We start from the raw sequence: 22985 nt of genomic DNA on the forward strand, positions 1-22985 counted from the left end.
AGAGGGGCGGTTCCCCTCGGAACCGCCCCTCTGCCCGCCTGCACGACCGGTTATGCCTTGTCGGCCAGCATCTCCTCGACCCGGCCGCGCACTTCCGCGCTGTCCAGACCGCGAACCGTGACCGTCGTACGGCGCCGCAGCACGTCGTCGGCCGTCTCGGCCCACTCGTTGTCCCGGGCGTAGGCGACCTGCGCCCAGATCTCCGGACCGTCCGGGTGGATGCGCTCGGCCAGCGCCGGGTTCTCGTTCGCGAGCCGCGCGATGTCGAAGGCAAGCGAGCCGTAGTGCGAAGCCAGGTGGCGCGCGGTCAGCGGGTCCATCCGGGAGCCCGGCTCGCGGTCCACGAGCAGCCGGTGCGCCACCGCGTTCGGGTTGGCGACGCCGGGCAGCGCGATCCGGCGTACGAGGGACTTCACCGGCTCCATGTCCTCGGTCAGCGGGCTGCCCGGGAGCTTGGCCAGCTTGTCCATGACCACGCGGCCGATGTGCCGGTACGTCGTCCACTTGCCGCCGGCCACCGACAGCATGCCGCCCGCGCCCTCGGAGACGACCGTCTCGCGCTTGGCCTTCTCGACCCCGCCGGGACCGCCCGGCAGCACCCGAAGGCCCGCGAAGGCGTACGTCATCAGCGAGCGGTCCAGATCGGCGTCCTTCACCGAGAAGGCCGCCTCGTCCAGGATCTGCTGGATGTCGGCCTCGGTGGCGCGCACGTCCGCCGGGTCGCCCTCGTACGCCTCGTCGGTGGTGCCCAGCAGCAGCTGGTCCTCCCACGGCAGGGCGAAGGTGATGCGGTACTTGTCGATCGGGGTGGCCATGGCCGCCTTCCACGGCGACTTGCGCTTCATCACGATGTGCGCGCCCTTGGACAGCCGGATGGACGGCATCGAGTGCTTGTCCTCCATGCGCCGCAGGTGGTCCACCCACGGGCCGGTGGCGTTGAGCACGACGCGCGCGTCCACACCGAACTCGGTGCCGTCGAGACGGTCCTTGAGCTCGGCGCCGGAGACCCGGCCGCGCGTCATGCGCAGACCGGTGACCTCGGCGTGGTTCAGGACGACCGCGCCGGACTCGACGGCCGCGCGGACCGTCATGACGGCGACGCGCGAGTCGTTCATCTGGTGGTCGTAGTAGACGGCGACGGCCTTGAGGTTGTCCGTCTTCAGACCCGGGTTGTCGGCGGCGGCACGGGCCGGAGAAATGATCTTGCCTATGCCGTCGCCGAAGGCGGAGAGCGCCGAGTACGCGAACACGCCCGCGCCCAGCTTCGCGGCGCCGACCGGGCCGCCCTTGTACACCGGGAGGTAGAAGGTGAGCGGGTTGACCAGGTGCGGGGCCACGTCCTTGGCCAGCACCCGGCGCTCGTGGTGGTTCTCGGCGACCAGCTTGACCGAACCGGTCTGCAGGTAGCGCAGACCGCCGTGGACGAGCTTGGAGGAAGCGGAGGAAGTGGCGCCGGCGAAGTCGCCGGCGTCCACCATCGCGACCCGCAGCCCCGACTGCGCGGCGTGCCAGGCCACCGAGGTGCCCAGGATTCCACCGCCGATGACCAGCAGGTCGTACGTGGCCTTCGCCAGCTGCTCACGGGTCTCGGCGCGGCTCGCGTTCGAACCGGCGGTCGGGTGCGTACCCAGGGTGGGAACGCGCTGCAGGGTGCTCATATCCGTTGACTCCTACTTACTCGTCGATTGCGCCGGCCGTGCGGTCAGCTGGCGTCTTCGTCGTCGATCCAGCCCATCGACCGCTCCACGGCCTTGAGCCAGCTCTTGTACTCGCGCTCCCGCTGCTCGGCGGGCATCCGCGGGGTCCACTCCGCCGCGCGGCGCCAGTTGGCGCGCAGGGCGTCGGTGTCGGGCCAGAAGCCGACGGCCAGGCCGGCGGCGTAGGCGGCGCCGAGGCAGGTGGTCTCGGCGACCATCGGGCGCACCACGGGGGCGTCCAGGAAGTCCGAGAGCGTCTGCATCAGCAGGTTGTTGGAGGTCATGCCGCCGTCGACCTTGAGGGCGGCGAGCTCGACGCCCGAGTCCTTGGTCATGGCGTCGGTGATCTCGCGGGTCTGCCAGGCGGTGGCCTCCAGGACGGCACGGGCGATGTGCGCCTTGGTGACGTACCGGGTGAGGCCGGTGATCACACCGCGGGCGTCGGAGCGCCAGTACGGGGCGAACAGGCCGGAGAAGGCCGGCACGAAGTACGCGCCGCCGTTGTCCTCGACGGAGGAGGCCAGCGTCTCGATCTCGGCCGCGGACTTGATCAGGCCCATCTGGTCGCGCATCCACTGGACGAGCGAGCCGGTGACGGCGATGGAGCCCTCCAGCGCGTAGACCGGCTGCTGGTCGCCGATCTGGTAGCCGACCGTGGTCAGCAGGCCGCTGTAGGAGTTGATGATCTTGTCGCCGGTGTTCATCAGCATGAACGTGCCGGTGCCGTACGTGGACTTCGCCTCGCCCTCGGCGAAACAGGTCTGCCCGAACAGCGCGGCCTGCTGGTCGCCGAGCGCCGAGGCGACCGGGACACCGGCGAGGACGCCCTCCTTGACGTGGCCGTAGACCTCGGCGGAGGACTTGATCTCCGGGAGGACGTTGAGCGGCACGTCCATGGACTCGGCGATCTTGTCGTCCCAGGCCAGGGTGTGCAGGTTCATCAGCATGGTGCGCGAGGCGTTGGTGACGTCGGTGACGTGCACACCGCCCTGGGCGCCGCCGGTGAGGTTCCAGATGACCCAGGAGTCCATGGTGCCGAAGAGGATGTCCCCGGCCTCGGCGCGCTCGCGCAGGCCCTCGACGTTGTCGAGCAGCCAGCGGACCTTGGGGCCGGCGAAGTAGCTCGCCAGCGGCAGGCCGGTCTCGCGGCGGAAGCGGTCCTGGCCGACGTTGCGGCCGAGCTCCTTGCACAGGGCGTCGGTGCGGGTGTCCTGCCAGACCAGCGCGTTGTGGACCGGCTCGCCGGTGTTCTTGTCCCACAGCAGGGTGGTCTCGCGCTGGTTGGTGATGCCGACGGCCTTGACGTCCGCGGCGGTGATCTCCGCCTTGGCGATGGCTCCGGCGACGACCTCCTGGACGTTGGTCCAGATCTCGGCGGCGTCGTGCTCGACCCAGCCCGGCTTCGGGAAGATCTGCTCGTGCTCCTTCTGGTCGACGGCGACGATGCGGCCGTCGCGGTCGAAGACGATGCAGCGGGAGGAGGTGGTGCCCTGGTCGATCGCGGCGATGAAGGGGCCGGTGCTGCTGGTCATGGTGGCTGCTCCTGGCAGGTGTCGTGGTAGGCGGAATCAGAATGGCGGTGCGGGTGGTGCCGTGGTGCCGATGCTGATCAGGCGAACGCGATGTTGTACAGACCGCCGGCGAGCGCGGCACCCGCGAGGGGGCCGAGCACCGGGATCCAGGAGTAGCTCCAGTCCGAGCCGCCCTTGTTGGGCAGCGGCAGCAGGGAGTGGACGATGCGCGGGCCGAGGTCGCGGACCGGGTTGATGGCGTAGCCGGTCGGGCCGCCGAGCGACAGGCCGATGCCGACGACCACGAACGAGGTGATCAGGACGCCGATGACACCGAGGCCCTTGCCGTCGTCCTGGAGGCCCTGGGTCAGGATGGCCAGGACCAGGACGGCGGTGCCGATGATCTCGGTGGTGAGGTTCTGGACCACGTTGCGGATCTCGGGGCCGGTGGAGAAGATCCCGAGCACCGGGCCGGCCACGTCGTGCGGGTGCGGGTCCTCGGGACCGAGCTTGGCGTCACGGATGTGCTCGGGGTCGGCCAGGTGAGCCCGGAACTGACCGTAGTAGGTGATCCACATCAGGACCGAGCCGATCATCGCGCCGAGGAGCTGGCCGGCGAAGTAGACCGGTACGTCGCTCCAGTCGCCGCTCTTGATCGCGAGGCCGACCGTGACGGCCGGGTTGAGGTGCGCACCGGAGAGCGGTGCGGACACGTAGGCGGCGATCAGGACGGCGAAACCCCAGCCGAAGGTGATCGCGAGCCAGCCAGCGCCGCGGGCCTTGGAGCTCTTGAGCGTCAGTGCGGCGCAGACGCCGCCGCCGAGGAGTGTGAGCAGGGCGGTACCGATGGTCTCGCCGATGAAGATGTCGGAGCTGGACACCCGCGACTCCTTTGTCGTTCAGGGGTGGTGGGCCACCGGGTCCCTCCGGCGGTCCACACACTCGGTGAGTGCTGCACCGGTCCTTGGCCTTGCCACACCCTAACGCGTATTGCCGGTAGGTGTTCGGCAATGCCGACCGATGAACGGCAGTTTTCCGCCAGGTGAAGCGGGCGTCAAGGGCTGGCCGGGCCAAGGGGCCGGATTGTTACCACTCGGTGCGATCGACCAAATCGGGCCATTGAGTGATCATAAAACGCCAAAAACCACCCAGATGCCACATTGGGGCGGCGTCTGGGTGGTCAGGGGAAAGCGATGGGGGTCGGCCGGATCAGAACCGGCCCGCCCCGAGGTCGCGCGAAACAGCCCGCGCGCAGTCCCGTACGGACGCCACGAGGGACGCCCGGGGCTCCCCCGAGTCCCCGCACACCCGCTCCACAGCCCCCGCGACGGCCACCGCGCCGACCGGCATCCTGCGCCGGTCGTGGATGGGGGCCGCCACCGAGGCGAGCCCGTCCCAGGTCTCCTCGATATCGCTGGCCCAGCCGCGCGCCCGGGTCAGCTCCAGGACCTCTTCGAAGGCGGCCCCGTCGGTGACCGTGCGGGGGGTGAACGCGTCCCGCTCCACCTCCAGGACCTGTGTGTGCGCCACCGGGTCGTACGCCGACAAGACCTTGCCCAGGGCCGTGGAGTGCAGCGGCTGCATGGCCCCGACCTCCAGGACCTGCCGGCTGTCGTCCGGCCTGAACACGTGGTGCATGATCAGCACCCCGCTCTTGTGGAGCACCCCCACGTAGACGCTCTCCCCGCTCGCGCGGGCCAGATCGTCCGTCCAGACGAGGGCGCGGGCCCGCAGCTCGTGGACGTCCAGATAGCTGTTGCCCAGGCGCAGCAGCTCCGCGCCGAGCTGGTAGCGGCCGGAGGCCGGGTCCTGCTCCACGAAACCCTCGGCCTGCAGCGTGCGCAGGATCCCGTGCGCCGTCCCCTTGGCCAGGCCCAGGGAAGAGGCCACGTCCGAGAGCCCCAGCCGGCGCTCGCCGCCCGCCAGGAGCCGCAGCATCGCAGCGGCTCGTTCGAGCGACTGGATGTTCCGTGCCATCGCGCAGCCTCCTGCTGACGTAGTTCGACAATGCTGAACACTATCGGTCGATGCCGACATCTTGCATACGGGAAGGGTCCTGGTAAACGGGTCGGCCTGGATACCCCCGGCCGAAAGCCGCCACTCCCCGCGCACAGAATGCAGTCCGCCACGTGGGACAGCCTCACCGAGGCCGGTTCCACGCGGTTACCCTGACCGCGTGCACCCTTGACACAGAGGGGGTGCAAAGCCGACAGCCGTCGCATCCCAGGGAGCACAGTCATGGCCTCGTTGCCGAACCCGCCCGCAGACACCCAGACCCGGGCCGATGCCCTCCGCCAGGCACTGGCGACCCGTGTGGTCGTGGCCGACGGGGCGATGGGGACGATGCTGCAGGCGCAGGACCCGAGCATGGAGGACTTCGAGCAGCTGGAGGGCTGTAACGAGGTCTTGAACGTGACGCGTCCGGACATCGTGGCGAACGTGCACCGGGAGTATTTCGCGGCGGGCGTGGACTGTGTGGAGACCAACACGTTCGGTACGAACTACGCGGCGCTGGCCGAGTACGACATCGCGGAGCGCAACCACGAGCTGTCGGTGGCGGGTGCCCGCATCGCCCGCGAGGTCGCGGACGAGTTCACCGCCTCGACGGGGCAGCAGAGGTGGGTCCTGGGCTCCATGGGCCCCGGGACGAAGCTCCCCACCCTCGGCCACATCGATTACGGGACGATCCGCGACGCGTACCAGGTCAACGCCGAGGGCCTGATCGCCGGCGGCGCGGACGCGCTGCTGGTGGAAACCAGTCAGGACCTGCTGCAGACCAAGTCCTCCATCGTGGGTGCCCGCCGCGCCATGGAGGCGCTGGGTGTCTCCGTTCCGCTGATCTGCTCGGTGACGGTCGAGACGACCGGCACGATGCTCCTCGGTTCGGAGATCGGTGCGGCTTTGACGGCGTTGGAGCCGTTGGGCATCGACATGATCGGTTTGAACTGTGCGACCGGTCCGGCGGAGATGAGTGAGCACCTGCGCTACCTCGCGCGGAATTCCCGTATCCCGCTGTCGTGCATGCCGAATGCGGGCCTGCCGGTGTTGGGGAAGAACGGCGCGCACTATCCGCTGTCGGCGGGTGAGCTGGCGGATGCGCAGGAGACGTTCGTCCGTGAGTACGGGCTGTCGCTGGTCGGCGGTTGCTGTGGGACGACGCCGGAGCATTTGCGTCAGGTCGTCGAGCGGGTGCGTGGGCTGAGCCCGGCGGTCCGTGATCCGCGTCCGGAGCCGGGTGCGTCTTCGCTGTATCAGACGGTGCCGTTCCGGCAGGACATCTCGTATATGGCGATCGGTGAGCGGACGAACGCGAACGGGTCGAAGAAGTTCCGCGAGGCCATGTTGGAGGCTCGTTGGGATGACTGTGTGGAGATGGTCCGGGACCAGATCCGCGAGGGCGCGCACATGCTGGACTTGTGTGTGGACTATGTCGGGCGTGATGGTGTCGCCGACATGCGGGAGCTGGCCGGTCGCTTCGCGACGGCTTCGACTCTGCCGATCGTTTTGGACTCCACGGAGGTTCCGGTCCTGCGGGCGGGTCTGGAGAAGCTGGGCGGGCGTGCGGTCATCAACTCGGTGAATTACGAGGATGGTGACGGTCCGGAGTCGCGTTTCGCGAAGGTGACCCGTCTTGCTCAGGAGCATGGTGCGGCGCTGATCGCGTTGACGATCGACGAGGAGGGTCAGGCTCGCACGGTCGAGCACAAGGTCGCGATCGCGGAGCGGCTGATCGTGGATCTGACGGGGAACTGGGGGATCCACGAGTCGGACATCCTCATCGACACGTTGACGTTCACGATCTGCACGGGTCAGGAGGAGTCCCGTAAGGACGGTATCGCGACGATCGAGTCGATCCGTGAGCTGAAGCGCCGCCACCCGGACGTGCAGACGACCCTGGGCTTGTCGAATATTTCCTTCGGTCTCAATCCGGCGGCCCGTGTGCTGCTGAACTCGGTCTTCCTCCACGAGTGCGTGAAGGCGGGCCTGGATTCGGCGATCGTCCACGCGAGCAAGATCCTGCCGATCGCGCGGTTCGATGACGAGCAGGTGACCACCGCCCTCGATCTGATCTATGACCGGCGGGCGGAGGGTTACGACCCGCTGCAGAAGCTGATGGCTCTCTTCGAGGGCGTCAACACGAAGTCGATGAAGGACGGCCGTGCCGAGGAGCTCCTCGCGTTGCCGTTGGACGAGCGTTTGCAGCGTCGGATCATCGATGGTGAGAAGAACGGTTTGGAGGCTGACCTCGACGAGGCCCTGCAGACCCGGCCCGCGCTGGAGATCGTCAACGACACCCTGCTTGAGGGTATGAAGGTCGTCGGTGAGCTGTTCGGGTCCGGGCAGATGCAGTTGCCGTTCGTGCTGCAGTCCGCCGAGGTGATGAAGACGGCGGTCGCCCATCTGGAACCGCATATGGAGAAGACCGACGACGACGGCAAGGGCACCATCGTCCTGGCGACCGTCCGCGGTGATGTCCACGACATCGGCAAGAACCTCGTCGACATCATCTTGACCAACAACGGCTACAACGTGGTCAACATCGGTATCAAGCAGCCGGTCTCCGCGATCCTCGAGGCCGCGCAGGAGCACAAGGCCGACGTCATCGGCATGTCGGGCCTGCTGGTCAAGTCGACGGTGATCATGAAGGAGAACCTGGAGGAGCTCAACCAGCGCAAGCTGGCAGCCGACTACCCGGTCATCCTCGGCGGCGCCGCCCTGACCCGCGCCTACGTCGAACAGGACCTCCACGAGATCTACGAGGGAGAGGTCCGCTACGCCCGCGACGCCTTCGAAGGCCTGCGCCTCATGGACGCCCTCATCGCCGTGAAGCGCGGAGTTCCCGGCGCCACCCTGCCCGAGCTCAAGCAGCGCCGCGTCGCCAAGCGGGACACGCCGGTCCTGGTCGAGGAGGCGGAGGAGCCCGGCGGCCGTTCCGACACCTCCACCGACAACCCGGTCCCGACCCCGCCGTTCTGGGGCACCCGGGTGGTCAAGGGCATCCCGCTCAAGGACTACGCCTCCTGGCTGGACGAGGGCGCCCTCTTCAAGGGCCAGTGGGGGCTGAAGCAGGCCCGCGCCGGCGGAGCCACGTACGAGGAGCTCGTCGAGAGCGAGGGCCGGCCGCGCCTGCGCGGCCTCCTGGACAAGCTGCACACCGAGAACCTGCTGGAAGCGGCCGTGGTCTACGGGTACTTCCCCTGCGTCTCCAAGGGCGAGGACCTGATCATCCTCGACGAGGCCGGCAACGAGCGGACCCGCTTCACCTTCCCGCGCCAGCGCCGCGGGCGCCGGCTCTGCCTGGCCGACTTCTTCCGTCCCGAGGAGTCCGGGGAGACCGATGTCGTCGGCCTCCAGGTCGTCACCGTCGGCTCGAAGATCGGCGAGGCCACGGCCAAGCTCTTCGAGTCCGACTCCTACCGCGACTACCTCGAGCTGCACGGCCTGTCGGTCCAGCTCGCCGAGGCCATGGCCGAGTACTGGCACGCCCGCGTCCGCGCCGAGCTCGGCTTCGGCGGCGAGGACCCGGCCAAGGTCGAGGACATGTTCGACCTCAAGTACCGCGGGGCCCGCTTCTCCCTCGGGTACGGGGCCTGCCCCGACCTGGAGGACCGCGCCAAGATCGCCGACCTCCTGCAGCCGGAGCGGATCGGCGTCCACCTCTCCGAGGAGTTCCAGCTCCACCCGGAGCAGTCCACCGACGCCATCGTGATCCACCACCCCCAGGCGAAATATTTCAACGCACGCTGAGACGGACCGGCGTACACTAGTCGGTCCCATACAGGCCGGTCACCTGTCGCCCCGGGGCGTGCCCCGAGCGGCGAGGTGACCGGCCTCGTCGTCCTCCGAGGACCCTGCAGAGAGGTGCGCGCATGACGAGCACAGTTCCCGCCCCCGTCGCCCGTACGGCCGACGGGCATGCCCTGCAGGCGGTGCTGCTCGACATGGACGGCACCCTCGTGGACACCGAGGGCTTTTGGTGGGAGATCGAGGTCGACGTCTTCGGCGAGCTCGGCCACCGCCTCGACGAAGGCTGGCGGGACGTCGTCGTCGGGGGCCCCATGACCCGCAGCGCCGGCTTCCTCATCGAATCCACCGGCGCCGCCATCGGCCTCGCCGAGCTCACCGTCCTGCTCAACGAGCGCTTCGAAGCCCGCATCGCCGACCGCGTGCCCCTCATGCCGGGTGCCGAGCGGCTGCTGAGCGAGCTGGCCCGGCACAACGTGCCCACCGCCCTCGTCTCCGCCTCCCACCGCCGCGTCATCGACCAGGTCCTGCTCACCCTCGGCCGTGACCGCTTCACCATGACGGTCGCCGGCGACGAGGTCACGCGCACCAAGCCGCACCCCGATCCGTACCTCCTCGCCGCCCGCACCCTCGGCGCGCACCCCTCGCGCTGCGCCGTCATCGAGGACACCGCCACCGGTGTGGCCGCCGCCGAGGCCGCAGGCTGCCGGGTCGTCGCCATCCCCTCGGTCGGCCTGATCGCCCCCGCGCCGGGTCGCACGATCATGGGTTCCCTCGAAGACGTGGACCTGCCGTTCCTGCGCTCCCTCATCACTCCGATGAACTGACCGCGCACACTCCGTACGGGACGATCCGCCCCCGGGACCCAGGTTCCGGGGGCGGATCTTTCGCGCCCTCCCCCGGAGGCCGAAATTCCATCCTTCCCGGGGGAGTTGTCCCAGGTGACCTTTGTCACCGGCAAAGCCCCCTTCGCACCACTCCGCGCCCTCCTGTGCCATCCCTTGTGTCCGCATTGATCAGTACCTGACCGAATCTGCGAACGCCCCCGCGCACACCCCCGGTCCACTCGCGCAACGGAGCGACTACGCCCCCGATCCGGCCGGTTCAAGCCACCCCCCTCCAGGCCACTAATGTCGATCCGGGCACTGCGCCGTACCTCAGCCGTCCCGGAAACACACCCCCTGTTGCCGGAACCGCGTGGACCGATCGTCACAACACCGGCCCGATCGTTCCGCCCAGAACGGGCGACCGTCGCGATGCCCTCCACGCCAGCTTTGAACAAGTGCCGGGTCGAGGGAGTACTTCCAGCATGAACCGCAAGACCATGGTGCTGACGGCAGCCGCCGGACTGCTCACCCCCGTGCTGACCGCCTGCGGCAGCACCAGCGGCGGTGGAGCGGGATCCGGGGCGATCGTCGTCGGGACCACCGACCGGTTCGAGGCAGCCGACTACGCTCCCGCCCCGCTCGACCCCGCGTACGCCTACGACGCCGGCACCTGGAACATCCTGCGCCAGACCGTCCAGACGCTGATGCACACCCCGCGCGGCGGCGGCCAGCCCGTCCCCGAAGCGGCCTCCGACTGCCGCTTCACCGACACCGGCAACCAGAGCTACCGCTGCACCCTGCGCCCCGGCCTCAAGTTCGCCGGCGGAGACCCGCTCACCGCCCAGGACGTCAAGTTCTCCATCGAGCGCGTCCTCGCCATCAAGGACGAGAACGGCCCCTCCTCGCTGCTCTCGACCATCGACACCGTCGAAGCCAAGAGCGCCGACACGGTCGTCTTCCACCTGAAGAGCTCCGACGCGACCTTCCCGTACAAGCTCTCCACCCCCGCGGCCGGCATCGTCAGCGCCAAGAAGTACGACGCCAAGAAGCTCCGCGAAGGCTTCACGGTCGACGGGTCCGGCCCGTACACGATGAAGGCCGAGGTCAAGGACAACCGCCTCGTCCGCGCCGTCTTCAGCAAGAACCCGAACTACAAGGGTGACCTGAAGCTCCAGAACGACAAGGCCGAACTGCGCGCCTTCGACGACTCCGAGGCCATGGGCAAGGCCCTGGAGCGCGGCACCGTCCACGTGGTCTCCCGCACCCTGTCGCCCGCCCAGATCACCGAGCTGTCCGCCAAGCCTCCCAAGGGCATCAAGCTCGTCCCCATGCCCGGCCTGGAGATCCGCTACCTCGGCTTCAACACCGACGCCCCCACCGTCAAGGACAAGGCCGTACGCCAGGCCCTCGCGGCCGCCGTCGACCGGGGCGCCCTCGTCTCCCAGGTGTACGGAAAGTCCGCGCAGCCCCTGTACTCGCTGGTCCCCACCACCGTGACCGGCCACGTGAACTCCTTCTTCAACAAGTACGGCGAGGGCAACACCGCCAAGGCCGCCGACCTGCTGAAGGCCGCCGGGATCAAAACCCCGGTCAAGCTCACCCTCAACTACACCAACGACCACTACGGCGACGGCACCGCGGCCGAGTTCGAAGCCCTCAAGACCCAGCTGAACGCCACCCAGCTCTTCGACGTCACCGTCCAGGGCGCCGACTGGGCGGAATTCCGCCCCGCGCAGAAGAAGGGCGAGTACGCCGCCTACGGGCTCGGCTGGTTCCCCGACTTCCCCGACGCCGACAACTTCCTCGCCCCGTTCCTGGAGCAGGACAACTTCCTGGGCACGCCGTACGCCAACACCGCGGTGCGCACCAAGCTCATCCCCGAATCCCGGCGCGCGGTCGACCGCGGCGTCGCCGTCCCCGCGATCACGGAGATGCAGGACATCGTCGCCGAGGACGTACCCGTCCTGCCCCTGTGGCAGGGCAAGCAGTACGTCGCGGCGCGCGACGGGATCACCGGAGTGGAGTGGTCGGTCAACGCCATCTCCGACCTCCAGCTGTGGGAACTCGGCCGCGGCGTCAGCGGCTGAACAGCACGACCCCCGGCCCGCGCGCACACCGGCGGACCGGAACAGACAAGTCAGATGAGTCAGTGAGACTGAGAAGGACGTTCGCGTGATGAGACGTAACCAGTGGTTGGCAGCCCCGCTCGGCGCTGCCACCGCCGCCGCGCTGCTCAGCGGTTGCGGGTCGACGGATGGCTCGAACGCCGGCAGCGGCAAGGGCGTCGTCATGGGCATATCCGACAAGGTGAAGGCCACCGACCCCGCCTCGGGCTACGACCCCGGCTCCTGGCTGCTCTTCAACAACGTCTTCCAGTCCCTGGTCAGCTTCCCCAAGGGCGGCACCACGCCCGAACCCGACGCCGCGCAGTCCTGCGGCTTCAAGGGCAGCGACAGCAAGGTGTACGAGTGCACCCTGCGCGGCGGCCTGAAGTTCAGCAACGGCAACAGCCTCACCGCGAAGGACGTCAAGTACTCCTTCGAGCGCACCCTGAAGATCAACGACGAGAACGGCCCGGCCGTCATGCTGGCCTCGATCGGCTCCATCGAGACCCCCGATGACAAGACCGTCGTCTTCAACCTCAAGACCTCCGACGCCACCTTCCCGAGCAAGATCGCCTCGGGCGCCGGCTCCATCGTCGACCACACCGAGTACCCCGCGGACAAACTCCGCGCGGACGGCAAGGCCACGGGCTCCGGCGTCTACAAACTGGACTCGATCAACGACAAGAGCGCCAGTTTCTCCGTCAACGGCTCCTACAGCGGCAAGGCCAAGGCGAAGAACAGCGGCGTCACCATGAAGTTCTTCAACGAGGACCAGGCCGCCCTCAAGAAGGTCCTCGAAAGCGGCGACGTCGACTTCGCCTTCCGCGGCATCGCCGCCAAGGACATCGCCGGCCTCGCCTCCCAGAGCGGCGACCAGAAGGTCGAGGTCGTCCAGGGCGCCGGCGCCGAAGTCGAACACCTCGTCTTCAACGTGAACGACCCGGTCGCCGGAAAGCTCCCCGTCCGCAAGGCCTTCGCCTACCTCATCGACCGCGACGCGCTCGTCAAGCAGGTCTACGACGGCACGGCCACCCCGCTGTACTCCATCGTCCCGGCCGGCATCGCCTCGCACACCACCTCCTTCTTCGACCGCTACGGCGGCAGCCCCCAGCTGGAGAAGGCCAAGGCCGTCCTGCGCACGGCCGGCATCAAGGACAAGGTGAAGATCACCCTGTACTCGACGCCCAGCCGCTACGGCCCCTCGACCGACCAGGAATTCCAGCTCATCGCCAAGCAGCTGAACGACAGCGGCCTCTTCGAAGCCGACGTCAAGTCCGTCGAGTTCGAGCAGTACGAGAAGGACGTCCAGGACGGCAAGTACGGCGTCTACGTGAAGGGCTGGGTACCCGACTACCCCGACGCCGACAACTTCACGCAGCCGTTCTTCGGTCCGGACAACGTCCTGCACAACAACTACGACAACAAGGAGATCACCGGGACGATCATCCCGGCGACCTCCGCCAAGGCGGACCGGGGCGCCACCGCCAACGACTACAGCCGCCTCCAGGACATCGTCGCCGACGAGATCCCGCTCCTCCCGCTCTGGCAGAGCAAGCAGTACGCGGTCACCCGCCAGAACGTCACCGGCCTGCAGTGGTCCCTGGACGCCTCGACCGTCTTCCGCTTCTGGGAGATCAGCAAGGGCTGAACCGGCCACCACGAGAACGGGCCCGCCTCCGCGTCACGCGGAAGCGGGCCCGTCCCCGTACGGCGGCCGGCCGCACCGGCTACTGCCCGGCGCCCGGCCGCACCAGACCGCTCTCGTACGCGTACACCGCGGCCTGCACCCGGTCCCGCAGCCCCAGCTTCGTCAGCACGTGACCCACATGCGTCTTCACCGTGGTCTCGCTCACGAACAGGTCCGCCGCGATCTCCGCGTTCGACAGGCCCCGGGCCACCAGCTTGAGCACCTCGACCTCGCGCTCCGTCAGCGTGCCCAGCATGTCCGGCACACTGTCCTCGCCCGACGGTAGATGACCCGCGTACTTGTCCAGCAGCCGCCGCGTGATGCTCGGCGCGAGCATCGCCTCGCCGCCCGCCACCACCCGGATCGCCTGCACCAGCTCCTGCGCGGGAGCATCCTTCAGCAGGAACCCGCTGGCCCCCGCCCGCAGCGCCTCCACCACGTACTCGTCCAGATCGAACGTGGTCAGCACGAGCACCTTCGCCGGACCGTCCCGGCCCGGACCCGTGATCTGCCGGGTCGCCTCCACCCCGTCCATCCGCGGCATCCGGATGTCCATCAGCACCACATCGGGCTGCAGCGCCCGCACCTGGTCCAGCGCCTGCAGCCCGTCCCCGGCCTCGCCGACCACCGCCAGATCGCCTTCGGCCTCCAGGATCATCCGGAAACCGGTGCGCAGGAGCGGCTGGTCGTCGACCAGCAGTACGCGGATCGCCACAGGGTCTACCTCGTGTTCGTCGGACGGCATCGGGGGACGCCGCCCATTCTGCCCTGATCCGAAGATCACAATTGCTCCCCGGCCCTCCCTACGGCCCGGACGGACCCTCCGCGCCACCACGGGGAAGGATGGTCAGAGGGTAGGCCGGGGGAGTCCCGCCGAACTCCGGACACACCGCCTGATGATCACACCAACCGCACAGCTTCGTCCGCCGCGGCCGCCAGTCACCCGTTTCCGTCGCCTCCCGGATCGCCTCCCACAGAGCCAGCAGCTTGCGCTCCATCCGCTCCAGATCCTCGACCACCGGGTCGTACGTCAACACGTCCCCACTGCCCAGATACACCAGCTGAAGCCGCCGCGGCACCACACGCTTGAGCCGCCACACCACCAGCGCGTAGAACTTCATCTGGAACAGCGCACCCTCCGCGTACTCCGGCCGCGGCGCCTTGCCCGTCTTGTAGTCGACGATCCGCACCTCACCCGTCGGCGCCACGTCCACCCGGTCGATGATCCCGCGCAGCCGCAGCCCCGACTCCAGCTCCGTCTCCACGAAGAACTCCCGCTCCACCGGCTCCAGCCGGGTCGGATCCTCCAATGTGAACCACCGGTCCACCAGCGCCTCGGCCTCCGTCAGCCAACGCGCCAGCTCCACCCCCTCGTCACCCTCGGCGAACAACTCCGTCAGCTCCGGCTTCGACTCCAGCAGCCGGTCCCACTGCCCCGGAATCAAAGCCTTCGCCCGCGGCGCCGTCCGCTCCACCGCCGGATGGTCGAAGAGCCGCTCCAGCACCGCGTGCACCAGCGTCCCCCGCGTCGCCGCCGCACTCGGCTTCTCCGGCAGCTTGTCGATCACCCGAAACCGGTACAGCAGCGGACACCGCATGAAGTCGCTCGCCCGCGAAGGCGACAGCGAAGAAGGCGCCACAGCCATCCCCTGGCCGGACACGGAACTGCTCACTGCGTCGTCCGGACCGCTGCCGGGGCTCGTCGTCATACGGAAAACCCTACGACCCGCCACCGACAGCACGCGCATACCATCGACTCAAAGCCCCCTCGCACTGCATGATCGGAGCATCACACCGCGCTACGGCGCACCCGGACACCACCGGGAAAAAGCAGAAGAACCGCCGACGCGCACACAGCGCCGGACAGCAGCGAACGAAGGACAACCGTGGCAGACACCGACGAGACCGGCGAGCGCGCGGGCCGGCGCTCACGACCGGGCGGCGGACTCCTCATGGGCCGCCCCTTCGGCGTACCCGTCTACGTCTCGCCCAGCTGGTTCCTCGTCGCCGCCCTCATCACCTGGGTCTTCGGCGACCAGCTCGACCGGATCCTCCCCGACCTCGGCCCGGCCCGCTACCTCGTCGCCCTCTTCTTCGCCGTCGCCTTCTACGCCTCCGTGCTCGTCCACGAACTCGCCCACACCATCGCCGCCCTGCGCTTCAAACTCCCCGTACGCCGCATCCAGCTCCAGTTCTTCGGCGGCGTCTCCGAGATCGAGAAGGAATCCGAGACCCCCGGCCGCGAATTCGTCCTCGCCTTCGTCGGCCCCCTGCTCTCCCTCCTCCTCGCCGGCGCCTTCTACCTCGGCATGAAGACCGTCGAACCCGCCAGCGTCCCCGGCGTCCTCCTCGCCGGCCTGATGATCTCCAACCTCCTCGTCGCCGCCTTCAACCTCCTCCCGGGCCTCCCCCTCGACGGCGGCCGCATGCTCCGCGCCGTCATCTGGGGCATCACCGGCAAACCCATGACCGGCACCATCGCCGCCGCCTGGGTCGGCCGCGCCCTCGCCGTCGCCGTCCTCCTCGGCCTGCCCCTCCTGAACTACACCGGGACCCTCGGCAACCGCGCCGACGAGATCGGCGGCATGGACACCGTCATGGACGCCCTGCTCGCCGCGATCCTCGCCGCGATCATCTGGACCGGAGCCGGCAACAGCCTGCGCATGGCCCGCCTGCGCGAACACCTCCCGGAACTCCAAGCCCGCAAACTCACCCGCCGGGCCATCCCCGTCGAGAACGCCACCCCGCTCTCCGAAGCCCTGCGCCGCGCCAACGAAGCCGGCGCCCGCGCCCTCGTCGTCGTCGACGGACTCGGCGACCCCACCGGCATCGTCCGCGAGAGCGCCATCGCCGCCGTCCCCGAACACCGCCGCCCCTGGGTCGCCGTCAGCACCCTCTCCCAAGACCTCACCGACGGCATGAAGGTTTCCGCGGACCTCACCGGCGAAGAACTCCTCGACCACCTCCGCACCACCCCCGCCAGCGAGTACCTCGTCCTCGAACAGGACGGCGCGATCTACGGCGTGCTGTCCACCCTCGACGTCGAGAAGGCCTTCGTGAAGGCCATGGCGCGGCCCCAGTCCTGAAGCCAATACACTGGTCACATGTCCGAACCGACCGGTGCCGCCCGCCGACGCGGGCCCTTCGAGGTCGGGGACCAGGTTCAGCTCACCGACCCCAAGGGCCGCCACTACACGTTCACGCTCGAAGCCGGGAAGAATTTCCACACCCACAAGGGTTCCTTCCCGCACGACGAGCTGATCGGCTCCCCCGAGGGCAGTGTTGTCCGTACCACGGGCAACGTCGCGTACCTCGCGCTGCGTCCCCTGCTCCCCGACTATGTCCTGTCCATGCCCCGCGGTGCCGCCGTGGTCTACCCCAAGGACGCGGGCCAGATCCTGGCCTTCGCCGACATCTTCCCCGGCGCCCGAGTCGTGGAAGCAGGTGTGGGCTCCGGCTCCCTGAGCAGCTTCCTGCTGCGCGCCATCGGCGACCAGGGCATGCTCCACAGCTACGAGCGCCGCGCGGACTTCGCCGAGATCGCCACCTCCAACGTCGAGCGCTACTTCGGCGGCCCGCACCCCGCGTGGCAGCTGACCGTGGGCGACCTCCAGGACAACCTGTCCGACACGGACGTCGACCGCGTGATCCTCGACATGCTCGCCCCCTGGGAATGCCTGGAAGCCGTCTCCAAGGCGCTGGTCCCCGGCGGCATCCTCTGCTGCTACGTGGCCACCACCACCCAGCTCGCCCGGACCGTCGAATCCATCCGCGAGTTCGGCTGCTACGCCGAACCGCAGCCCTGGGAATCGATGATCCGCAACTGGCACGTCGAAGGCCTGGCCGTCCGCCCGGACCACCGGATGATCGGCCACACCGGCTTCCTCGTCACCGCCCGCCGGCTCGCGGACGGCGTCGAGCCGCCCATGCGCCGCCGCCGCCCCGCCAAGGGCGCCTACGGCGAGGACTACGACGGCCCCGGCAGCCAGTCCGGCTCCTCGGGCGACCGCGGCTGACCCACGGCCGACCGCCCGCCCAACACACAGACGCTGCGGCGCAGTTCCCCCCACGATCCGGGAACTGCGCCACAGCGTCTTTTCGTTGTCCCGGAAACCGGCCCCGCCGGTGCGGACCCACCCGTTCCACCCCGATGTGAGGTGTGGCACGATGCTGGCTCCCCGTCACCCTTCGCACAGGAGACATCCCGAGTGACGCACAGCCCCGCCGAGCCGGCGCCGGATTCGCAAACCCTGGCGCACCACCGCGCGCGGCCCGTCCACTGGCTCGCGACCGCCTCGGCCATGGCCGCCGTCATAGCCGGCGCGGGATTCCTCCAGCCCGACCCGGCAACCGGGGCCCCCACCGCGCCGGCGGGCCCGTCGAGCCCGACGAGCCCCGCGACTCCCGCGAGCCCCCAGAAGGGCCCCGAGGCGGCCGCCCCCGACCCGCACGCGCTCACGTACCCCCTGGACTGCCGGGGCGCCCCCCAGGCCGTCACGGCCGCCGCCGAAGGCGATCTGGACGGCGACGGCCGCCCCGAAACCGTGGCGGCCGTCCGCTGCGACGCCGGCTCCGGAACCCCGCCGCACGCCATCTACGTACTCACCCGGGACACCGGCGGGAGCGCGAGCCCCCGGGTCGTCGCCACCCTCCTCGAAGCCGGCCGCCGACAGGCCGTGACCGACCTCACCGTGCGCGACGGAATCGTCACCGCCACGCTCCTCGGCTACTCCTCGCCCGAAATCCCCCGCTACAGCCCCGACACCAAGCAGCTCGCCAAGTGGCGCTGGACCGGCGGAAAATTCCGCCAGGAGCTTACGGACTCGACTGCCACGGGTGTTTGAACCGTCACTCCGCGTCGGGACCGAAGACCTCGACCCTGTCCGAAACGCGCCGTACATGGATGCAGTCCCCGGGACATTCCTTCGCCGAGTCCACCACGTCCTGGAGCAGCACCAGCGGAACCGGAGTGGTCGCCCCCGCCTCCACGAGCAGCTCGTCGGCAGGGCTCTTCACATACGCCAGACCGTCGATGTCCAGCTCGAACACCTCCGGCGCGTACTGCACACAGATGCCGTCGCCGGTGCAGAGGTCCTGGTCGATCCAGACCTCGAGCGGCTCTCCGGCCTCGCCGACGCCGCCCGCGGGAGCCTCCTGCTGCACGGTCATATCTCCTGCCGTTCCCTGCGATGAGTGATCCATCCCGGACACAACTCGCGGCAAGTCGCACGAGCTCTGACGGGTGTTGAACAGTTCGACCTTACAACCGGCCGCTTCCCGAGTTTGATGGGTGGGTATTTCCTTGGCGTGAGGGAGTACGCAAGGGTGAAGATCGGACACACCCCTACCGTCTTTGTGATCTAGGGGTTTCAATCACCACCAGCCCAGGTAGGGTCAGAAAGCGTCCAGCTCCCCTTGGAGGAGGTGAGGACCGTGGCAGCCCACGACGACGACATCAACCGCGGCATCCGGCCCGGGCGAGGGTCTGAGGACCCCGCCGGCCAGGTTGCCTATCTCGAGCAGGAAATCGCCGTCCTGCGACGTAAGCTCGCCGACTCTCCGCGACACACGAGGATTCTCGAAGAGCGGATCGTCGAGCTCCAGACAAACCTGGCAGGCGTCTCCGCCCAGAACGAGCGTCTGGCCAATACCCTGCGCGAGGCCCGCGACCAGATCGTGGCCCTCAAGGAAGAAGTCGACCGGCTCGCACAGCCGCCGGCCGGCTTCGGAGTCTTCCTGCAGGCGAACGAAGACGGCACTGTCGACATCTTCACCGGCGGCCGAAAGCTCCGCGTGAACGTGAGCCCCAGCGTCGAACCGGAAGACCTCCGGCGCGGCCAGGAGGTCATGCTCAACGAAGCCCTCAACGTGGTCGAAGCCATGGAATACGAGCGGGCCGGGGACATCGTCACCCTCAAGGAAATCCTCGAGGACGGCGAGCGCGCCCTGGTGGTCGGGCACACCGACGAGGAAAGGGTGGTGAGGCTCGCCGAGCCGCTCCTGGACATCACCATCCGCCCCGGCGACGCCCTCCTGCTCGAACCCCGCTCCGGCTACGTCTACGAAGTGGTCCCCAAGAGCGAGGTCGAAGACCTCGTCCTCGAAGAGGTCCCGGACATCGACTACGACAAGATCGGCGGCCTGGGCGACCAGATCGAACTGATCCGAGACGCGGTCGAGCTCCCCTACCTCTACCCGGACCTCTTCAAGGAACACGAACTGCGGCCCCCCAAGGGCATCCTGCTCTACGGCCCCCCCGGCTGCGGCAAGACGCTCATCGCCAAGGCCGTGGCCAACTCCCTTGCCAAGAAGGTCGCCGAGGTGACCGGCCAGCCCACCGGGAAGTCCTATTTCCTGAACATCAAGGGCCCCGAGCTCCTCAACAAGTACGTCGGCGAGACCGAGCGGCACATCCGCCTCGTCTTCCAGCGTGCCAGGGAGAAGGCGAGCGAGGGCACCCCCGTCATCGTCTTCTTCGACGAGATGGAATCCCTCTTCCGCACCCGCGGATCCGGAGTCAGCTCGGACGTGGAGAACACCATCGTCCCCCAGCTGCTCGCCGAGATCGACGGCGTGGAAGGCCTGGAGAACGTCATCGTCATCGGCGCCTCCAACCGCGAGGACATGATCGACCCGGCCATCCTGCGCCCCGGCCGCCTCGACGTGAAGATCAAGATCGAGCGCCCCGGAGCCGAGGCCGCGAAGGACATCTTCGCGAAGTACCTCAAGGCCTCGCTGCCCCTGCACACGGACGACCTGTCCGAACACCAGGGATCCACGGACGAAACCGTCCACAGCATGATCCAGACCGTCGTCGAGCAGATGTACGCCGAAACCGAGGAAAACCGCTTCCTCGAGGTCACGTACGCCAACGGCGACAAGGAAGTCCTCTACTTCAAGGACTTCAACTCGGGCGCGATGATCCAGAACATCGTGGACCGTGCGAAGAAGATGGCCATCAAGGCTTTCCTCGAGCACAACCAGAAGGGCCTTCGCGTCGCCCATCTCCTCCAGGCTTGCGTGGACGAGTTCAAGGAGAACGAAGACCTCCCCAACACCACCAACCCCGACGACTGGGCCCGAATCTCCGGAAAGAAGGGCGAGCGGATCGTATTCATCCGCACCCTCGTCACCGGAAAGCAAGGCGCGGACACCGGACGCTCCATCGACACGGTGGCCAACACCGGTCAGTACCTCTGACAAACCGGGCCGGCTGCGGGCGCCCGGCAGGGCACCCGCAGCCGACTGCTTTACCAACTGCTCTTTTCAGCCGGTGACAGGGCAAAGTCAATGACTGAAATGATCTCCCCACCAGCGCGGAGTGGTTCTAGGCTCTTCCGTACCGCAGGTCGCGCAGTGCGGGGACGGGCACCGCACACGACGCACAGGAGCACCAGCGGTACTTGAGCGCCGCTCCCGAACAGGAGCGCCGCCGGGCAAGGAGGGCCGCATGACCGTACGGCGAGTAATGGGGATCGAGACGGAGTACGGGATCTCCGTCCCGGGGCACCCGAACGCCAATGCCATGCTCACCTCGTCCCAGATCGTCAACGCCTACGCGGCGGCGATGCACCGGGCGCGACGCGCCCGCTGGGACTTCGAGGAAGAGAACCCGCTGCGGGACGCCCGCGGCTTCGACCTCGCCCGCGAGGCCGCCGACAACAGCCAGCTCACCGACGAGGACATCGGCCTCGCCAATGTCATCCTCACCAACGGCGCACGGCTCTACGTCGACCACGCGCACCCCGAATACAGCTCTCCGGAGATCACCAACCCGCTCGACGCCGTGCTCTGGGACAAGGCCGGCGAGCGGATCATGGCCGAGGCGGCCGTCAGGGCCGCACAGCTTCCCGGGGCCCAGCCCATCCACCTCTACAAGAACAACACCGACAACAAGGGCGCCTCCTACGGCACGCACGAGAACTACCTGATGAAGCGGGAGACCCCCTTCTCGGACATCGTGCGCCACCTCACCCCCTTCTTCGTCTCCCGCCAGGTCGTCACCGGCGCGGGCCGTATCGGCATCGGCCAGGACGGCCGCGAACACGGCTTCCAGATCAGCCAGCGCGCGGACTACTTCGAGGTCGAGGTCGGCCTGGAGACCACCCTCAAGCGCCCCATCATCAACACCCGCGACGAACCGCACTCCGACGCGGAGAAGTACCGCCGGCTGCACGTGATCATCGGCGACGCCAACCTCTCCGAGATCTCCACCTACCTCAAGCTCGGCACCACCGCGCTCGTCCTCTCCATGATCGAAGACGGCTACATCAACGTCGACCTCGCCGTGGACCAGCCGGTGCGCACCCTGCACCAGGTCTCCCACGACCCCGACCTGCAACACCTGATCACGCTGCGCAGCGGGCGGACACTGACCGCCGTACAACTCCAGATGGAGTACTACGAGCTGGCCAGGAAGTACGTGGAGGAGCGTTTCGGCTCCGACGCGGACGAGCAGACCAAGGACGTGCTGGCCCGCTGGGAGGACGTACTGGGGCGGCTGGAGACCGACCCGATGAGTCTGTCGGGAGAGCTGGACTGGATCGCGAAGCGGGAGATCCTGGAGGGCTACCGGCGCCGCGACGGCCTCGAGTGGGACGCCGCCCGCCTCCACCTCGTGGACCTGCAGTACTCCGACGTACGGCCCGAGAAGGGGCTGTACAACCGCCTGGTGGCCCGCGGCAAGATGAAGCGGCTCGTGGACGAGACGGCCGTCGAGCGGGCGCAGAGCAAGCCGCCGGAGGACACCCGGGCCTACTTCCGGGGCCGGTGCCTGGAGCAGTACGCGGACGACGTGGCCGCGGCCTCGTGGGACTCGGTGATCTTCGACCTGCCGGGCCACGACTCGCTCCAGCGGGTCCCGACGCTGGAACCCCTGCGGGGCACCCGGGCCCACGTGAAGGAGCTTCTGGACCGCTGCCGGACGGCGGAGGACCTGGTGCGGGTGCTTTCGGGGCGCTGAGCGGGGCTGAAAGACCTCCGGTCCGGGAATCATGAAGACACCCGGACGTTGGGCCGGATCTTTTCGACAACTGCGGGGACGAATGTCGGAGCCTCCTTGTAGGGTCCGACGTAGGGTCTGATCTTGAGGGATCCCAAATCCCGGGGTCTTTCGACGTGAGCGTGCGAACCGAGCGGGGTGAGGTAGACATGGCGACCAAGGACACCGGCGGCGGACAGCAGAAGGCGCAGCGCTCGACCGAGGAGGTCGAGGAGGCGGCGGTCGAGGAATCGACCGACCTCAAGGAGCGACAGGAAAAGCTCTCCGACGACGTCGACTCCGTACTTGACGAAATCGATGATGTGCTCGAGGAGAACGCCGAGGACTTCGTGCGGTCCTTCGTTCAGAAGGGTGGAGAGTGATTTCACCTTCGAATCGAAGGTGACACTCTTCGGGGAGGGTGAGTGTCGGA

17 protein-coding genes are annotated in these 22985 nt (G+C 68.3%); 10 read left to right on the forward strand and 7 right to left on the reverse strand.

Annotated elements, in window-relative coordinates; all coding sequences use genetic code 11:
- Nucleotides 1–50: 50 nt before the first annotated feature.
- The 4 genes from J7F03_RS08685 to J7F03_RS08700 form a co-directional block, all read right to left on the reverse strand.
- Complete coding sequence (locus J7F03_RS08685) at nt 51–1658, reverse strand: glycerol-3-phosphate dehydrogenase/oxidase (protein ID WP_214948068.1); 1608 nt, start codon at nt 1656–1658, stop codon at nt 51–53.
- A gap of 44 nt (nt 1659–1702) precedes the next feature.
- Nucleotides 1703–3229 carry a glycerol kinase GlpK gene (gene glpK, locus J7F03_RS08690; RefSeq protein ID WP_214948069.1) on the reverse strand — a complete coding sequence of 509 codons (1527 nt, stop codon included), beginning with the start codon at nt 3227–3229 and terminating at the stop codon, nt 1703–1705.
- A 77-nt stretch (nt 3230–3306) separates the two neighbouring features.
- Entirely contained in the window at nt 3307–4089 is a 783-nt protein-coding gene (locus tag J7F03_RS08695) for an MIP/aquaporin family protein (RefSeq protein ID WP_214948070.1), read from the reverse strand.
- A gap of 328 nt (nt 4090–4417) precedes the next feature.
- Entirely contained in the window at nt 4418–5185 is a 768-nt protein-coding gene (locus J7F03_RS08700) for an IclR family transcriptional regulator (protein WP_214948071.1), read from the reverse strand.
- A gap of 261 nt (nt 5186–5446) precedes the next feature.
- Between J7F03_RS08700 and metH the strand changes: the two genes are divergently transcribed.
- From metH to J7F03_RS08720, 4 genes are all read left to right on the forward strand, one after another.
- The gene (gene metH / locus J7F03_RS08705) at nt 5447–8956 is read left to right on the forward strand and encodes a methionine synthase (protein WP_214948072.1); all 3510 of its coding nucleotides are present in this window, start codon (nt 5447–5449) and stop codon (nt 8954–8956) included.
- Between the two features lie 122 nt (nt 8957–9078).
- The gene (locus tag J7F03_RS08710) at nt 9079–9780 is read left to right on the forward strand and encodes an HAD family phosphatase (RefSeq protein WP_214948073.1); all 702 of its coding nucleotides are present in this window, start codon (nt 9079–9081) and stop codon (nt 9778–9780) included.
- Nucleotides 9781–10262: 482 nt separating this feature from the next.
- A complete protein-coding gene (locus J7F03_RS08715) occupies nt 10263–11867 on the forward strand; it encodes an ABC transporter substrate-binding protein (protein ID WP_214948074.1) in 1605 nt (534 codons plus the stop codon).
- An 88-nt stretch (nt 11868–11955) separates the two neighbouring features.
- Entirely contained in the window at nt 11956–13533 is a 1578-nt protein-coding gene (locus J7F03_RS08720; protein ID WP_214948075.1) for an ABC transporter substrate-binding protein, read from the forward strand.
- Between the two features lie 79 nt (nt 13534–13612).
- Here J7F03_RS08720 and J7F03_RS08725 read toward each other — a convergent pair whose 3' ends face one another.
- Together J7F03_RS08725 and J7F03_RS08730 are read right to left on the reverse strand one after the other, a co-directional pair.
- Nucleotides 13613–14287, reverse strand: coding sequence for a response regulator transcription factor (locus J7F03_RS08725; protein ID WP_214948076.1), 675 nt, complete (start codon nt 14285–14287; stop codon nt 13613–13615).
- 88 nt (nt 14288–14375) lie between these two features.
- Nucleotides 14376–15281 (reverse strand): RecB family exonuclease, encoded by a 906-nt coding sequence (locus tag J7F03_RS08730; RefSeq protein WP_214948077.1) that lies wholly within the window; start codon nt 15279–15281, stop codon nt 14376–14378.
- Nucleotides 15282–15524: 243 nt separating this feature from the next.
- Here J7F03_RS08730 and J7F03_RS08735 point away from each other — a divergent pair, with 243 nt between their 5' ends.
- The 3 genes from J7F03_RS08735 (at nt 15525) to J7F03_RS08745 (ending at nt 18416) form a co-directional block, all read left to right on the forward strand.
- Entirely contained in the window at nt 15525–16658 is a 1134-nt protein-coding gene (locus tag J7F03_RS08735) for a site-2 protease family protein (protein ID WP_214948332.1), read from the forward strand.
- Nucleotides 16659–16676: 18 nt separating this feature from the next.
- Nucleotides 16677–17588: a tRNA (adenine-N1)-methyltransferase gene (locus tag J7F03_RS08740; protein ID WP_214948078.1), complete on the forward strand. Its 912-nt coding sequence runs from the start codon at nt 16677–16679 to the stop codon at nt 17586–17588.
- A gap of 192 nt (nt 17589–17780) precedes the next feature.
- A complete protein-coding gene (locus J7F03_RS08745; protein WP_214948079.1) occupies nt 17781–18416 on the forward strand; it encodes a hypothetical protein in 636 nt (211 codons plus the stop codon).
- Nucleotides 18417–18420: 4 nt separating this feature from the next.
- On the opposite strand, the gene J7F03_RS08750 is transcribed toward J7F03_RS08745, so the two are convergent.
- Nucleotides 18421–18741 (reverse strand): ferredoxin, encoded by a 321-nt coding sequence (locus tag J7F03_RS08750; RefSeq protein ID WP_214948080.1) that lies wholly within the window; start codon nt 18739–18741, stop codon nt 18421–18423.
- A 264-nt stretch (nt 18742–19005) separates the two neighbouring features.
- On the opposite strand from J7F03_RS08750, the gene arc reads away from it, so the two are divergent.
- The 3 genes from arc to J7F03_RS08765 all read left to right on the forward strand — a co-directional run bounded on the left by arc (nt 19006) and on the right by J7F03_RS08765 (nt 22935).
- A complete protein-coding gene (gene arc / locus J7F03_RS08755) occupies nt 19006–20772 on the forward strand; it encodes a proteasome ATPase (protein ID WP_214948081.1) in 1767 nt (588 codons plus the stop codon).
- Between the two features lie 250 nt (nt 20773–21022).
- Entirely contained in the window at nt 21023–22534 is a 1512-nt protein-coding gene (gene dop / locus J7F03_RS08760) for a depupylase/deamidase Dop (protein ID WP_214948082.1), read from the forward strand.
- A gap of 188 nt (nt 22535–22722) precedes the next feature.
- Nucleotides 22723–22935, forward strand: a complete 213-nt coding sequence (locus J7F03_RS08765) for a ubiquitin-like protein Pup (RefSeq protein ID WP_030294332.1) — start codon at nt 22723–22725, stop codon at nt 22933–22935.
- The last annotated feature ends 50 nt before the right edge of the window (nt 22936–22985 follow it).

It is taken from the genome of Streptomyces sp. ISL-43 (assembly GCF_018614195.1).
In the GTDB taxonomy this organism is placed as follows: Bacteria; Actinomycetota; Actinomycetes; order Streptomycetales; family Streptomycetaceae; genus Streptomyces.

What these genes read in the sequence shown, in the direction of transcription:
- glpK (WP_214948069.1), bottom strand. Translation starts at nt 3,229, where the DNA reads ATGACCAGCAGCACCGGCCCCTTCATCGCCGCGATCGACCAGGGCACC.
- J7F03_RS08735 (WP_214948332.1), top strand. Translation starts at nt 15,525, where the DNA reads ATGGGCCGCCCCTTCGGCGTACCCGTCTACGTCTCGCCCAGCTGGTTC.
- metH (WP_214948072.1), top strand. Translation starts at nt 5,447, where the DNA reads ATGGCCTCGTTGCCGAACCCGCCCGCAGACACCCAGACCCGGGCCGAT.
- J7F03_RS08765 (WP_030294332.1), top strand. Translation starts at nt 22,723, where the DNA reads ATGGCGACCAAGGACACCGGCGGCGGACAGCAGAAGGCGCAGCGCTCG.
- J7F03_RS08685 (WP_214948068.1), bottom strand. Translation starts at nt 1,658, where the DNA reads ATGAGCACCCTGCAGCGCGTTCCCACCCTGGGTACGCACCCGACCGCC.
- J7F03_RS08715 (WP_214948074.1), top strand. Translation starts at nt 10,263, where the DNA reads ATGAACCGCAAGACCATGGTGCTGACGGCAGCCGCCGGACTGCTCACC.
- J7F03_RS08750 (WP_214948080.1), bottom strand. Translation starts at nt 18,741, where the DNA reads ATGACCGTGCAGCAGGAGGCTCCCGCGGGCGGCGTCGGCGAGGCCGGA.
- J7F03_RS08720 (WP_214948075.1), top strand. Translation starts at nt 11,956, where the DNA reads ATGAGACGTAACCAGTGGTTGGCAGCCCCGCTCGGCGCTGCCACCGCC.
- J7F03_RS08740 (WP_214948078.1), top strand. Translation starts at nt 16,677, where the DNA reads ATGTCCGAACCGACCGGTGCCGCCCGCCGACGCGGGCCCTTCGAGGTC.
- J7F03_RS08700 (WP_214948071.1), bottom strand. Translation starts at nt 5,185, where the DNA reads ATGGCACGGAACATCCAGTCGCTCGAACGAGCCGCTGCGATGCTGCGG.
- dop (WP_214948082.1), top strand. Translation starts at nt 21,023, where the DNA reads ATGACCGTACGGCGAGTAATGGGGATCGAGACGGAGTACGGGATCTCC.
- J7F03_RS08710 (WP_214948073.1), top strand. Translation starts at nt 9,079, where the DNA reads ATGACGAGCACAGTTCCCGCCCCCGTCGCCCGTACGGCCGACGGGCAT.
- J7F03_RS08730 (WP_214948077.1), bottom strand. Translation starts at nt 15,281, where the DNA reads ATGACGACGAGCCCCGGCAGCGGTCCGGACGACGCAGTGAGCAGTTCC.